Origin of the sequence: Thalassolituus hydrocarboniclasticus, from assembly GCF_025345565.1 — a bacterium.
Taxonomy (GTDB): Bacteria; Pseudomonadota; Gammaproteobacteria; order Pseudomonadales; family Oceanobacteraceae; genus Venatoribacter; species Venatoribacter hydrocarboniclasticus.
Genome location: NZ_CP054475.1, coordinates 1,439,099 through 1,452,760, shown reverse-complemented (window position 1 = coordinate 1,452,760; position 13,662 = coordinate 1,439,099). Strand labels below are relative to the sequence as shown.

Here is a 13,662-nt window from a genome sequence, read left to right as displayed (position 1 = left end):
TTTCTCATTAGACCAGAATGGGGGCCCGGGTAGATAAGTGCCAGCCTCTTGTTACCTAAGGTAACACATGACAAATTTGGTCACATTCATTTACCATAATGCCTGCTCTTTTTACCAACCTGTCAGTGGCATACCGCTTGCTATTGAGTATGGTTAAAAAACAAAAACCGAATCAGATTAGACGCCTATGAACATGGAACAAGGTTACGTATCCACCGCATTGGTTCGTCCTCTGCTGGAAGCCGCAGGCCCTGCATTTTTTGATCAGCTGCCGGACAATGGCTCCGGGGCGATTCAGCGTGTACTTAAACAAATGAAGGATCCGGACAGCCGGATCAATGCAGAAGATGCCGATGAACTGATCAGTCAGCTGGTGAAGCGTACAAATGACGAATCACTGTGTGTACAGTCATCTCACAAATTCAACGTTCACAGCAGCTGTCAGCTGCAGCATCTGTTTTTGTGCTGCAACACCCTGCGCGAAGCACTGTATTACCTGGAAAAGTTTTCCTCACTGCTGAGTGACCAGCTGGAAATCCAGGTAACCCGTACCCGCGACAATATCATCAAGGTAAAACTGCCCGTTGAAGAAAACTTTATCGTTTCAACCCAGCGCCGCCGTACCGAGATTATTATCAGCACCTTACTGAGCTGGTTGCGCCAGCTGTGTGGTCCGGAGCTGAACATCAGCACCATTGCACTGCCCTTCCCGGCGACGCAATACAATGACCAGTATTCTTCGCAGTGGCGCAGCGAGGTGCAGTTTAACGCTGACGAATGTTCGATTCAGTTCCACAGCAAATGGCTGGATGAGGGTCTGCACAACACCAACCCGCACATTCTGAATATGATGAAGCGCGAAGTGGAAGAGCAGTACCGTAAACTGGCACGCTCCGGCTCACTGGCAGAGCGTATCCGCAAAGCTTTCCTGCAGAACAAAATCCGCCTGAATGCCAATCAGCAGGAAGTTGCTGATTACTTCCACATCAGTGCCCGCACCCTGAACCGCCACCTGCACCGCGAAGAAACCTCGCTGAAGCAGATCGTAACCAGTGTGCGCCTGGAAACAGCCAAACGTCTGCTGGTTAATACCGATGAGAGTATTGAACAGATTGCGCTGAATATCGGCCTTTCCGGTCGTCGTACCCTGGATCGGATTTTTATCAAAGAAATCGATCAGAGCCCGGCTCAGTACCGTCAGTCGCATAAGCAGATGCCGGTTGCCGCCAACGGTTAACGTCGTCACCGCAGCGTATAAAGAGCAATAAAAAAGGCAGCCTGGCTGCCTTTTTTGTTACGTCCGTGCGCCGCCAGGCGCGCCTTAATCTGCCGGAGCCAATCGCAGCAGACGGCGCCAGTAGATTTGCAGCAGAAAAAACATCCCTGCCAGAGTTCCCAGCAGATGTGAGCGCGTCTCCACCCGTCCGCCAATCACATCTGCCAGCGCCATATCGTTATACCAGGAGGTTTGTTCCCAGATCACCTTGGCCACAATCACCACAAAGAACAGCCAGGCAATACGACGGCTGTAAAAAGGCGAAACAAAGGGCGCAACCAGCAACAGGCCATGCAGAGCGCCGGACAAACCGGCATATCCGTAGAGATCAGTGGCGAACCAATACAAGCCACAACCCACGACGGCCACACACCAGCTCAACAACAACAGTCCACGCCAGGAATTCAGCGACGGCCCGGCGATATAAGCAAACAGCGCAATACCAGCCATATTCCCCAGTGCATGCTGCCAGGACAGGTGCACCCAACTGGCTGACAGCAAACGCCACCACTGCCCATCCACCAGCGCCATACGATCGAAACGCAGCCACTGGCCACTTAAAGGCTCAGCCAGAGCAAGCAATACAACCGCAGTCATCATCAGCAGGTACAGACTGTAACCGCGCCACAAGGTTCTGATTTGTAATAGAAAAGACAAAGCCCATCCCCGGTTTGCCGGAAGTTACACGGCCGCAGCCGGATCGAGTTGGGATTATTCACTCTGCGCCGCCATATGGCTATGACTTAGCGTAACAAACAGAGGATTCAGGCAGTACGGCGACGTCGTCCGGCACAAGCCAGTAACGGCAACAGCACTATAAGAGCACCGCCTGCGGCTGAAGAAGACTGCGCATCCATGCTTTTGCCCGGATCAGCAATCTGCGGTGGAATGACTTCAGCCTGAGCCTCAACACTCACCAGCAGACGCGCACTGGCATCAAAATGTGCGGACTGATAAGTATCCGTGCTCTGCTGGCGCACCCAGGTCTGGCCACTCAGCCCGCCCTGCTCATCGGTTACCAGTGGCGCCAGTCCCGACAGAGACTCAACACGGATCTCAAGAACCACGCTGTTCATACCGGCGGCAGCTACAGGCTCCGCCAGCAGCAAACGGTTCCAGCCGCTCTGCAGGATAAAATTACTGTCCTGCCACAACAGATCCTGCCCTTCGCCAGCGACAAAGCTGCGATATAACGCAAGATCCGCACGGCCACTGCCGAGCGCAAACAGGTCGGCACCATCAAATGACAATACACCATCATTCACTGCCAGAGTCATCAGCACCTGAGCAGAACCACCGGCCTCTCCCCAGACTGCATTCGGCGGCAATTCATCCAGCCCTAGGTTATCTCCCACGGTCGCCGCAGAAAGATTCACGTCCAGTTCAGCCACCAAACCGGCCTGCAACTGCAGCAACTGCACCGCACCACTGCTGCTGTCCTGCCCTTGCACGGCCGAATACAGCGTCTGCCCGGATACCGAACTGAACAGATCAGACGCTTCACCCAGGTTGTTGTTACTGAGCAGGTCATCACGGCCATCAGCTTCTTCAATAACCAATAAGCGGCCTTCCTGCTGCGCCACATTCAGGGTGCCGAAGCCAGCGCGGTCATTGATACGGCTGACCAGTACGCCAGCCCCCGGCAAGCCCTGATCATAGCCAGACTGACGGCGATGTTCGAGCATCAGACGCTCACCATGACGGTATTTATCCAGATCAATACTCAGTGCATCATCACCATCACTGACGGCCCGTAATGCAACCCGGTTAACACCGGCAACGGCGATCTGCGGACGGATAAATCCGGCTTGCTCCTTACTCCAGGACAGCATATGCGCCGGCGTCTCACCGGCCGCCCCTGCTGTACGGTTCCAGCCGCCGAGCCCCATCAACCCCCAGCGGCCGATTCCCATACCAGCACCGCTGTTGTCATACAGATCCGGCAGATCAAACAGCAGGTGTCCAAGCTCATGGCAGATCACGCCAATGGTTGCCAGATGGGTCTGATGGCGTTCGCCAAACATGGCGTACTCTGCCAGATAAAAATCCCCCAGGCGGCCCTGATAGAGCGTTGATTTATGCGCCCAGATGCGCGGACGGCTACTGGCAGCACCGGCATAAGCCTGCTCATAACCGGCAATCAGAAACACCACCCCAAGCTCGTTCGGATCCAGCCACTGATCGCCGTTGCGGTCGTATTCATTCAGATCCAGCTGTGTTCCCAGTTGCGCCAGCACGTCATGCACCAGCGCCTGACTATTGCTGCCGTAACCGTTACCGAAATCCGGGTGATTGCTGTTCAGGGTAATACTGACGATACCGTCATCGGCCACGCCGTTTTGTTCACGGGCAGGCTGAATGTCAAAACGCTGGTAGGAATTTTCACGGTAGTAATTCTGCACACTGCCTTCGCTGCCAAAAAAGCGGGCAGCGACTTCTGCATCACTGGCAATAAAGGCCTGATCGGCAAAAGCAACGCGCACCACCAGCAATGGCTGACGGTAATAGGATGCGCTGACATCGTAGCGAAAAGGTTTGCGTTGCGGAGCGGCAACAGAAGTGCTGAAGGCAGAGATTCCGGAGGTGGATAAGCGGGAGGCCGGAGCTGAAAACGTATGAAATGCTGAGTGAACCACAGATTCTGGCGCCGGGCTGCCACTGACCAGTGGTTCACCGGCGCTCAGCAGACCGTCATCACTGCTGATGGCGTAGTACCAGTAGCCATTTACTTCCAGCAGGGCTTCGCCGTCACGGGTTTCAACCCACAACTGATGCTGGTCAGCCCGTGGCATCACTTCAATTACGCGGTCATCGCTGAGCCGGATCTGCTGCCACTGCAGCGCAGGCAGCAAAGCTGCGCGGGAGACAGCGCTGCACAACAGCAGAAGTAAGAATGACCAACGGATCATGGCTTGAGGCTCGCAGAATGCTTACCTCAAACCATAGTCAACTTACGTTCAGTAAATGGTTGTTTTAACAACTCAACACAACATAACGGAAATATGACGTCTGATTTTTCAGAATTTCGTCAAATATCCGAACAGATAACCGATCACACTGACTCACAGTAACCGTCAGAAATCTTTGGCTACGTCCGTCACAGCCGCTTACAACGGACTTTTACTCAGGAAGTCAGGCTTTCCGCTACAGCATCCGTCTGCTCAGGCTCCAGCTGACCAGCCGCCTCTGCAATAAAGGCCATGGCCCGCTGTTCCATCCAGTAGGTCTGATCAGCCGTGCGCTGGATAAAACCAACATGACCACCACTGGCGGGCATTTCCAGATGCAGGTAATCGTGTCCGGCAGCCAGTTGTTCAGGGAAGCATTCAGGCGACAGAAACGGATCGTTACGCGCGTTTACCAGCAACGTCGGAATCTGCAACCCGGGCAGATAACGCAAACTGCTGGACTGCGTCCAGTAATCCTCAGCGTCACGGAAACCGTGCAGCGGTGCGGTATAACGATCGTCAAACTGCTTGAAGGTACGGATATCATCAAATCCATCCACACTGACCAGATGCGGAAAACGCTGCGACTTTACCGTCATTTTTTCTTTCAGGTCGCGCAGGAATTTCCACATAAAAACACGGTTCTGCCACTTAGCCAGCTGATACGCGCTGCTGCGCAGATCGCAGGGCACAGAAAAAGCCACCACCGAACGCACTTGTGGCGGCACCTGCTCCGCCTCCCGCCCGGCATACACCAGACTCAGATTGCCGCCCATCGAATAGCCCACCAGATGAACCTGCTCATAACCCTGAGCCAGCGCATGACGCACCACGCGGTGCAGGTCATCGGTTGCGCCACTGTGATACATGCGTGGCAACAAATTAGTGTCACCACTGCAGGAGCGGAAATTCCAGGCCAGCGCATCCCAGCCCTGACGGTTGGCTTCACGTACCGTACCCAATACATAAGGCCGGCGTGAATGGCCTTCCAGCCCGTGGGAAACAATGACCAGGGTACGCGAACCGACACGGCTCCAGTCGAGATCAAGAAAATCTCCGTCATCGGTGGCAATACGCTCACGCAACAGATGATCGTCATCCAGCTTACGGAAAAAAGTCGGAAAAATGCTCTGAACATAACCATTGGCCAGCAGCCAGGGCGGACAGTACGAAGACGTTAAAACGGGCATAGCCACTTCCTGAGGCAAAACAATGCCCGCATTCTAACGTCAGCCTGCCCTCAGGGCGAAGGCCGTTCACGCCACAGAACAGGATAAGAAGCAGCAGAAAGACTGGCGATATAACAGATCAGAAGCGGTTTTGCAGATAGTCGAGAATGGCATCCGGGCTGTACAGCCATTTGCCGCCCTGTTCATCATCAACACGTAAACAGGGAACTTTAGGAGCGCCACCGCCATTGAGCAGTTCATTACGGTAGGCATTAACACGCAGGACGTCTTTTTCCACCACCCGTAAACCGAGACGTTCACAGTGGCGTTTGATGGTGACAGAGGAGGGACAACTACGACAGTAATACAGGTGCATACGGCGTGATTCACGGTCCAGCAGCATTTGCTCGTTGGCGCTGCGCATCACCGGTCGCACGGGGATCAGCCGGTAAAGGATATCCAGTGCCTTGCCTTTGAGTTGTCTCGTCAGATAATTCACAGAATTGCCGTACATCAACCTATCAAGGGGCGGCATTGTATGCCCTTGGCAGTAAATATCCAGTCCTTAAATCGTAAAAATATTCCCGCCCGGATACGACTTTAGTGACAGTATCATAATCAGGAAAATAAACAGGGCTCAGTGGCCGAGATTCAGAAGAACAATGCTGAAAAGCACCACCAGAATGGTGATGGTCATCAGCCAGCGTGAACGCTGGCAGAATTTGCAGGGAGCTTTTTTCGTTGTCGGAGTATGGGATGGCATAAGGCGATACCTGTTTATAACGTATCGCCTAAGTGTAGATCAGTCGATCCACTTATTGCGGCTGAATGATGGGATATCGCCCCAGCTTTCCCAGTGCATCCATACCGCTACCGCTTTACCGACAATATTTTCCTCCGGTACAAAGCCCCAGCTGCGGCTGTCAGAACTGTTACCGCGGTTGTCACCCATCATAAAATAACTGCCCTGCGGTACGCGCCACTCGCCCTCCGGACCAGCGAGAACCGTCAGCTGCTGAGTGACCGGGTGACGCCCGACAACCCATTGCACGGTGGCATCAGCCGAATCCAGTTGCTCCTGCGCCAGATATTTCAGCGGACGGTATGGCGGCTCGCCGCCCAGCTCATGGGTTTCAATCACGTTGCCGTTCACCTTCAGCTGGCGGTTACGGTATTCAATATGATCACCCGGCAGACCGATTACCCGTTTAATAAAGTAACGTGGGTCATCGGGCGGGAAAAACACCATCACATCGCCGCGCTGTGGTTCACCGAGGGGGACCAGATTGGTACCGAATACCGGTAAACGCAGACCATAATGAAATTTGCTGACCAGAATAAAATCCCCTGTCACCAGTCCGGGCTCCATTGAGCTCGACGGAATCTGGAAAGGCTCAGCAATAAAAGAACGCAGAACAAACACCAGCGCCAACACCGGGAAAAAGGATTTCGATTGTTCGATAATAAAAGGCTCGGTTTCCGCCTCATGAATATCGTCCGGGTGCGCACGTTCGGCGATAAGAGCCTCCGCACGTGCTTTACGGCGTTTGGCCAGCCAGAATTTATCGACGCCGGCAATCACACCGGTGCCCAGGGTAAGCACCATCAGAATCAGGGGGAAATCGATATTCATAGCTCTACACTTATAACTACAATCTATAAAGTACCGCATTCTAACCGTCGCGCGGTCACAAGGCGAGCGAGTATCAAAGACCCTGATATGGAGATAAGGTTGCATGTCGCACATCCGCACCCCCGATGGCATTGAGCTGGCCTATGAAAGAATGGGCAACCCGGCCGACCCCGCTGTGATTCTGATTATGGGTTTAGGCGCACAGATGCGGATCTGGCCAGATAGCCTGTGTCAGGCGCTGGTTGATAAAGGCTATCAGGTCGTACGTTTTGATAACCGTGACGTTGGCCGCTCATCGCAGATGGATCATCACGGCAACCCCAGCCTGCTCGCCACCTGGCTGGTCACCAAACTCAAACGCAAAGCCCGGGTGCCGTACACGCTGAAAGATATGGCCCGCGATGTACTGGCGTTAATGGATGAACTGCAGATCGACAGCGCGCACCTGGTCGGCGCCTCTATGGGCGGTATGATTGCCCAGATTCTCGCCGCCAAACATAAAAAGCGGGTGCGCAGCCTGACCTCCATTATGTCGTCAGCGACCAGCCCCGGCCTGCCCGATGCCAAACTGAAAGTGCTGCTGCAGCTGGCCAAGCGCCCGACACCGTTTAACCGCGAAGCGTCTATCCGCTACACCATGCGTATGAACCGTTTAATCGGCAGCCCGGCCTACCCGATGGATGAAATGGAGCTGCGCGCACTGGCCGAAACCAGCTTTGAACGCACCACCAATCCCACCGGTTTTAAACGCCAGCTGGTTGCCATTACCGCCGCCGGTGACCGCAGCCACCTGCTGCGTAAAATCAAACTGCCGACGCTGGTGATTCACGGTACCGACGACCCGTTAATTCCGGTGCGTATGGGCGAAGATACCGCCGCCGCCATCCGTAAAGCCAAACTGAAAGTCATTCAGGGCATGGGCCATGATCTGCCGCCGGCACTGGTGCCGCAGCTGGCCAAAATGATGGGCAAACACCTGAAAAAGGCTGAAAAACGCTGGAAGAAAAAACTGGAAAAAGAACGCCTGCGGGCCATGGAAGAAGCGGCTGCCGGAACGTCCGAAAACAGCCCTGCGGCAAACAACCCGGCAGCAGATAGCGCAACGCAAAGCACGACTCCTCTGCCGCCTGCGGCCGAAGTTATCGAATTACGCGCCGGAAGCAGCTGAACTTCAGTTGCGCACCCGCGCCTTCATAAAGTCGATAAAACACCGTACCGCCGGGCGCAGATATTCGCGCTCGGCATACACCAGATACAGCGGCGCATCCTGCCAGTAATCCGGTAACACCACCTGCAGCCGTCCGGCCTGCACATCCGCGGCGATATCGAGCTGCGATTTGTAGGCAATCCCCAGACCGGCCAACGCCCATTCGCGCACCAGTGCCCCATCGCTGGCACTGCGGTTACCACTGACCGTCAGATCGCTCTGATTGCCCTGCCCGTCACGGAAATGCCAGTGATCATAACGCTCACCGCGCAGGAAAAAGGTCAGACAATTATGCTGTTTTAACGCCTCCAGCTGCTGCGGCATTCCCGCCCGTTGCAGATATGCCGGTGCGGCACAAAGTAAGCGGCGGTTATCCAACAGGCGTGTGGCAATCAGCCCGGAGTCACTCAGCTGGCCGTAACGCAGTGCCACATCCACCGGATCACGGTAAAAATTACTCAGCTCATCGCTCAGACTCAGCTGCAGCTGTACCTGCGGGTACAGTGCCTGAAAATCATCCAGCGCCGGTTGCAGCCAGTGCCGCCCCAGATCAGAAGGCGCCGAAATACTCAGCTGCCCGGCCACATGATGCAGCTCACCATCCAGCAAACCACGACCTTCCTGCAGCAGACTGAGCGCCTTGCGCGCATAGGCCAGAAACAACGTCCCTTCCCGCGTCAGCCGTAATGAGCGGGTTGAACGGCTGAACAGACGCGCCCCCAGCTGCAGCTCAAGCCGCTTTAATGCCGCACTGGCCACCGCCGGGCTGCAGTCCAGCACCCGCGCAGCGGCCGATAAACTGCCGGCATCGGCCACCTGAATAAACAGCTCCAGATCGGCGAGATTCATGAATACCTCCATTTGACAGCCACTATCAAAATATTTTTGAAAGTAACTCAAACGTTATCGTCTTTTTCAATCTCAAACAATAAATAGACTGGGCATATTCCACTCCATCCGAGGAACACGATATGTCCGCCCACGAAGCAACAACCCAAAGCGCTCCTAATAATCACACCAATACCGTGCAGGAAGCCCTGCGCCAGCAGATTCTGCAGGCATTCCGCTTCCGCCATGCCTGCAAAACCTTTGATCCGACCCGAAAAATCAGCAGCGAAGACTTTGCCACCATTATCGAAGCCGGACGCCTGTCACCCAGCTCTTTTGGCTTCGAGCCCTGGCAGTTTCTGTTAATTCAGAATCCGCAATTACGCGCGCAGCTGAGTGAAAACAGCTGGGGCGGTAAACGCCAGTTTACCAGCGCCAGCCACGTATTAATTGGCATGGTGCGTTGCGCTCCGGGCGTGCGTCATGACTCTGATTACATCCGCCATATGATGACCGAGGTGCAGCAACTGCCTGCGGAAGTGGTGAGTGCCAAAGGCGGCTTCTTCCGCACCTTTCAGGAACAGGATTTCAACCTGCTGGAATCCGAGCGCAGTCTGACCGACTGGGCCACCCATCAGACCTACCTGCCACTGGCCAACATGATGACAGTGGCCGCGCTGCTGGGTATCGACTCCTGCCCGATTGAAGGTTTTGTGCAGGAAATCTGGCAGCAACAATTACAGGAGCTTACCGGTATTGATAACACCCTGTTCAAACCGGTCTGGGCACTGGCGCTGGGCTATCGCCTGACAGAACCGGGTGAGAAAACCCGCCGTCCACTGGGCGATGTATTACACCGTTTTGATTAGCCGGACAGGAGACCCTATGAGCACAGCCGTTTACTGCATTTCCGTACGCACAATGTTCCGCCATATCCGTACCTGCCGCCGCCACAACAAAGACTGGCAACTGAGTCTGGATTGCAATTTTTTATTGCTGCGCACTCACGCAGACAGCAGCGACCAGGCCTGCGCCTACCGCTCCCGTCTGCCCTATTTATTGTGACGACAACCTATTGTGAACCGCAAAACAACGCCGCTGACCGGCAGAGGTATCAATGAATATTCTGATTCTGACCACCAACCCCAAACTGTACGCCGCCAAAGGCGAATTAAATGCCACCCTTTCAGCATTAACCGAGGGCTTCGCACGGCGTCAGGGGCATTCCGTTCAGGTGCGTAATCTGGCAGTCATTAAAGCCGCAGGCGGCTGGAACATCGAAGAAGAAATAGAACATCTGCACTGGGCCGATGCCATCGTTTACCATTTTCCGATCTGGTGGTTTGGTGCACCGGCGCTGTTAAAAGAATACTTTGATGAAGTATTGCAGCACCGTAAAACCTTTTTAATCACCGATATGTATGGCGAAGGCGGACAGCTGGGCGGCAAGGCTTTTATGCTGGTTGTTACTTCCAATATGAAAGCCAGCGATCTGGGCGCCTGTCCGGTGCTGGAACAGTATCAGCATATTGATGATGTTCTGGTGCAGCCCATTCTCACCAACCGTTATCTGGGTCTGCGCGAGCAGTGGCCAACCTTCCATGCCGACAATGTGATTGCCGGCGATACCAGCCATCTGGAACAGGATTTTATTGCCCATCTGCAGCAGGTTATTCCCGCTGCAACACAGGCAATAAAATGATTATAACGGTCCGCTGATCTGGTTGGTCGGCGGGCTGTCGTTTTCTTTAATACGTGACACCATCAGCTGATCAACGCGCAGGTTATCGATATCCATCGCCTCAAATTTAAAACCGGCAAAGGTAATAAAATCGGTGCGCTTCGGAATACGTTTCAGGCGGTAAATTAAAAATCCGGCGACGGTTTCATACTGGCTGTTATCCGGAAAATCATCGATATCCAGCTCCAGCACCCGTGCCAGATCGACCACCGGGGTGCTGCCATCCACCAGCCAGGAGCTGGCATCACGGCGGACAATCTGTTCGTCCCCACTGGACGCGACCAGATCGCCCATAAAACTGTTCATTAAATCTTTTACCGTCAGAATACCCACCACCAGCGCATATTCATTCAGTACCACGGCAAACGGCTGGGCGGTGGTTTTAAAGGCGTTCAGGCCTTCGGCCAGGGTCAGGGTGTCGGGTAAATACAGCAGCTCGCGTTCGATCATATCGTCGCCAATCTGCGCCTGTTCCCCTTTTAAGACCTTGCGCAGAATTTCTTTCGACTCAACCGCACCCACCAGCTTATCCAGCGAACCATCACAGATTAAAAACCAGTTGTGCGGATGCTCGATAATTTTGGCGCTGATATCTGCACTGCTGTCGTTAATATCGAAATAGACAATCTGCTCACGCATGGTCATTGCCGTTGGCAGCGTGCGCCCTTCCAGCTCAAACACATTACCAATCAGATGGTATTCCTGCTGCTGCAGACTGCCGTGCTCGGCACCGGCATCCATCATTGCAACAATATCATCGGTGGTGACCGTATCTTCCCGCTGCATCGGCAAGCCAAACAGGCGCAGCAACAGGTTGGTCAGGCTGTTAAATAACATCACCAGAGGCTTAAGTAACTGCGTCACCCAGCGCATCGGCGTGACGACTTTCATCGCCATGGTTTCCGGAATAATCATGCCCAGACGCTTCGGCAGCAGATCGGCAAACAGAATAAACAGCGAGGTAACCGTGGTAAACGACAGCACAAAGCTGATCTGTTCCAGCATCGGCCCCTGATAAAACAGCTGCAGCAGATTCTGAAAATACGGCGTCAGGGTCTGCTCACCAACAATACCGCCCATGATGGCAATGGCATTCAGGGCAATCTGTATCATGGCAAAAAAAGCACCGGGCTCTTCCTGCAAACGCAGTACCGCTTCAGCCCGTTCGTTGCCTTCATCGGCCAGTACCCGTAATTTGATTTTACGGGCCGCAGCGATAGAAATTTCCGACACCGCAAACAAGCCGCTGAGTACAATCAGCAGCGCTATCAGTAATAATTCGTGAATCATCAGAGCACCTCACCGGCGCAAAAAAAAGAAGAAAAAAATACGGCGCTGATTATCAGCCGCCCGTCCTGCAACAGCAACAGCAACAGCAACGATAAAACAACAGCATAACCCGGCGTTGTTAAAAACCCCGCCCCGGTGGCTGGTAACCGGAAAACTGCCGCGCAATCTGTGCCGCATAGCTGTCAGTCATACCGGAAATAAAATCCAGCGCGCGCATATAGGCCTCATACAACCCCCAATCGGCCTGTGGCGCCGAACGCCCCATTAATTCCAGCACACGCTGATTACGGAAAGTCGCCTGACCGTCCAGTACGCGCTCACGCACCGCACTTAAAAAGGCCTCAAGCAATACTCCCAGAGTGGAATACGAACCGATCTCCACCGCCAGTTTACGGCTGTCTTTAAAAATCCGTTCGCGCGCCATGTCTTTTGCGCCCTGCACAACACTCTTGACCACCGGCGGACAATAATCGATCAGATCGCCCTGCAGCGTACCGCACAGTAACGCCTGCTCGTTACGGATAAAGGCCTGACTGGCAGCGGTAACCAGCACTTCCATTGCCATACCGCGTAATACCTGTAAACGCCGGCGCAGGTTATCGGCCTGCTCCAGTTCGGCCTGAGCCATATCCCAGTGATTGGCCAGCAACGGCTTCAGCAGCGCTTCCACTTCATCGTAGCGCAGCAGATCCATTTCGATACCGTCTTCCAGATCAATCAGGCCGTAACAGATATCGTCCGCCGCTTCGAGCAGATACACCAGCGGATGACGCGCCCAGTAATCCGGTTTTAATTCCAGCAAACCAAGACGCCCGGCAATCTCACGTAACAGCGGTAATTCAGTCTGATAACAGCCGAACTTTTTCGCCTCGCCGCGCTGCACATAATCCACCGTCCAGGGGTATTTGAGAAAAGCACCCAGCGTGCCATAGGTTAAACGCATACCGCCCTGAAAACGGTGCGACTCAACCTGCGTGACAATGCGGAAACCCTGCGCATTACCTTCAAACGTCTGTAAATCCGCACGCTGAAGTGGCGTCAGTTCCTGCAGAAAATGAGCATTTTCCTCAGCGCGGAACCAGTGGCGGATGGCATCTTCGCCGGTATGGCCATAGGGCGGATTACCAATATCGTGGGCCAGACAAGCCGCCTGCACCAGCGCGCCGACATCGCTGGCATCGATGCCGGGCGGTAAGCGCTCACCCAGCGCCTGACCAACCCGTGTGCCCAGCGAACGGCCAACACAGCCCACTTCCAGACTGTGGGTCAGACGACTGTGTACGTGGTCATTTTCCGATAACGGATGCACCTGGGTTTTACGATCAAGGCGACGGAATGCCGAGGAAAAAATAATGCGGTCATAATCTTTATGAAACGGCGTACGCCCCGGCTCCAGCGCAAAACCCAGTGACCCCTGACGCTCACCGGAACGGGCGGCCGATAATAATTGCTGCCAGTTCATACTGCGTACTCCCTGATCGTTACTGCGGTTCATGCTGCTCTTCCTGTTTGCTGCGGTATCTGCCTGAAAGTCAGGCTCAGTATAGCGATGGCGGCCGTTCCCGCCCAC

Annotated in this window: 14 protein-coding genes; 5 read left to right on the top strand and 9 right to left on the bottom strand. The window is 54.3% G+C overall.

Annotation, left to right across the window (positions count from 1 at the left end; all coding sequences use genetic code 11):
- Positions 1-187: 187 nt before the first annotated feature.
- A complete protein-coding gene (locus HUF19_RS06395; protein WP_260999006.1) occupies positions 188-1,237 on the top strand; it encodes an AraC family transcriptional regulator in 1,050 nt (349 codons plus the stop codon).
- 84 nt (positions 1,238-1,321) lie between these two features.
- On the opposite strand, the gene rrtA is transcribed toward HUF19_RS06395, so the two are convergent.
- The 6 genes from rrtA to lepB all read right to left on the bottom strand — a co-directional run bounded on the left by rrtA (position 1,322) and on the right by lepB (position 7,026).
- Positions 1,322-1,933 carry a rhombosortase gene (rrtA, locus tag HUF19_RS06390; protein WP_260999005.1) on the bottom strand — a complete coding sequence of 204 codons (612 nt, stop codon included), beginning with the start codon at positions 1,931-1,933 and terminating at the stop codon, positions 1,322-1,324.
- A gap of 107 nt (positions 1,934-2,040) precedes the next feature.
- Complete coding sequence (locus tag HUF19_RS06385) at positions 2,041-4,185, bottom strand: M6 family metalloprotease domain-containing protein (RefSeq protein ID WP_260999004.1); 2,145 nt, start codon at positions 4,183-4,185, stop codon at positions 2,041-2,043.
- Positions 4,186-4,400: 215 nt separating this feature from the next.
- Complete coding sequence (locus HUF19_RS06380) at positions 4,401-5,414, bottom strand: YheT family hydrolase (protein ID WP_260999003.1); 1,014 nt, start codon at positions 5,412-5,414, stop codon at positions 4,401-4,403.
- A 118-nt stretch (positions 5,415-5,532) separates the two neighbouring features.
- Positions 5,533-5,892: a glutaredoxin family protein gene (locus HUF19_RS06375; RefSeq protein WP_260999002.1), complete on the bottom strand. Its 360-nt coding sequence runs from the start codon at positions 5,890-5,892 to the stop codon at positions 5,533-5,535.
- 138 nt (positions 5,893-6,030) lie between these two features.
- Complete coding sequence (locus HUF19_RS06370) at positions 6,031-6,156, bottom strand: hypothetical protein (RefSeq protein ID WP_260999001.1); 126 nt, start codon at positions 6,154-6,156, stop codon at positions 6,031-6,033.
- Positions 6,157-6,195: 39 nt separating this feature from the next.
- Positions 6,196-7,026 (bottom strand): signal peptidase I, encoded by an 831-nt coding sequence (gene lepB, locus HUF19_RS06365; RefSeq protein ID WP_260999000.1) that lies wholly within the window; start codon positions 7,024-7,026, stop codon positions 6,196-6,198.
- Positions 7,027-7,129: 103 nt separating this feature from the next.
- On the opposite strand from lepB, the gene HUF19_RS06360 reads away from it, so the two are divergent.
- Positions 7,130-8,194 carry an alpha/beta fold hydrolase gene (locus tag HUF19_RS06360; protein ID WP_260998999.1) on the top strand — a complete coding sequence of 355 codons (1,065 nt, stop codon included), beginning with the start codon at positions 7,130-7,132 and terminating at the stop codon, positions 8,192-8,194.
- A gap of 3 nt (positions 8,195-8,197) precedes the next feature.
- Here HUF19_RS06360 and HUF19_RS06355 read toward each other — a convergent pair whose 3' ends face one another.
- Positions 8,198-9,082: a LysR family transcriptional regulator gene (locus HUF19_RS06355; RefSeq protein ID WP_260998998.1), complete on the bottom strand. Its 885-nt coding sequence runs from the start codon at positions 9,080-9,082 to the stop codon at positions 8,198-8,200.
- Positions 9,083-9,204: 122 nt separating this feature from the next.
- Between HUF19_RS06355 and HUF19_RS06350 the strand changes: the two genes are divergently transcribed.
- From HUF19_RS06350 to HUF19_RS06340, 3 genes are read left to right on the top strand one after another with little or no spacing between them, the layout of a single operon-like run.
- Positions 9,205-9,930, top strand: a complete 726-nt coding sequence (locus tag HUF19_RS06350) for an NAD(P)H-dependent oxidoreductase (RefSeq protein WP_260998997.1) — start codon at positions 9,205-9,207, stop codon at positions 9,928-9,930.
- Positions 9,931-9,946: 16 nt separating this feature from the next.
- Complete coding sequence (locus HUF19_RS06345; RefSeq protein WP_260998996.1) at positions 9,947-10,126, top strand: hypothetical protein; 180 nt, start codon at positions 9,947-9,949, stop codon at positions 10,124-10,126.
- Between the two features lie 52 nt (positions 10,127-10,178).
- Positions 10,179-10,763 (top strand): NAD(P)H-dependent oxidoreductase, encoded by a 585-nt coding sequence (locus HUF19_RS06340; RefSeq protein WP_260998995.1) that lies wholly within the window; start codon positions 10,179-10,181, stop codon positions 10,761-10,763.
- On the opposite strand, the gene paeA is transcribed toward HUF19_RS06340, so the two are convergent.
- Both paeA and HUF19_RS06330 read right to left on the bottom strand, forming a co-directional pair.
- Positions 10,764-12,092: a polyamine export protein PaeA gene (paeA, locus tag HUF19_RS06335; RefSeq protein WP_260998994.1), complete on the bottom strand. Its 1,329-nt coding sequence runs from the start codon at positions 12,090-12,092 to the stop codon at positions 10,764-10,766. It lies immediately after the preceding gene.
- A 118-nt stretch (positions 12,093-12,210) separates the two neighbouring features.
- Positions 12,211-13,587, bottom strand: coding sequence for a deoxyguanosinetriphosphate triphosphohydrolase (locus tag HUF19_RS06330; RefSeq protein ID WP_260998993.1), 1,377 nt, complete (start codon positions 13,585-13,587; stop codon positions 12,211-12,213).
- Between the last annotated feature and the right edge of the window lie 75 nt (positions 13,588-13,662).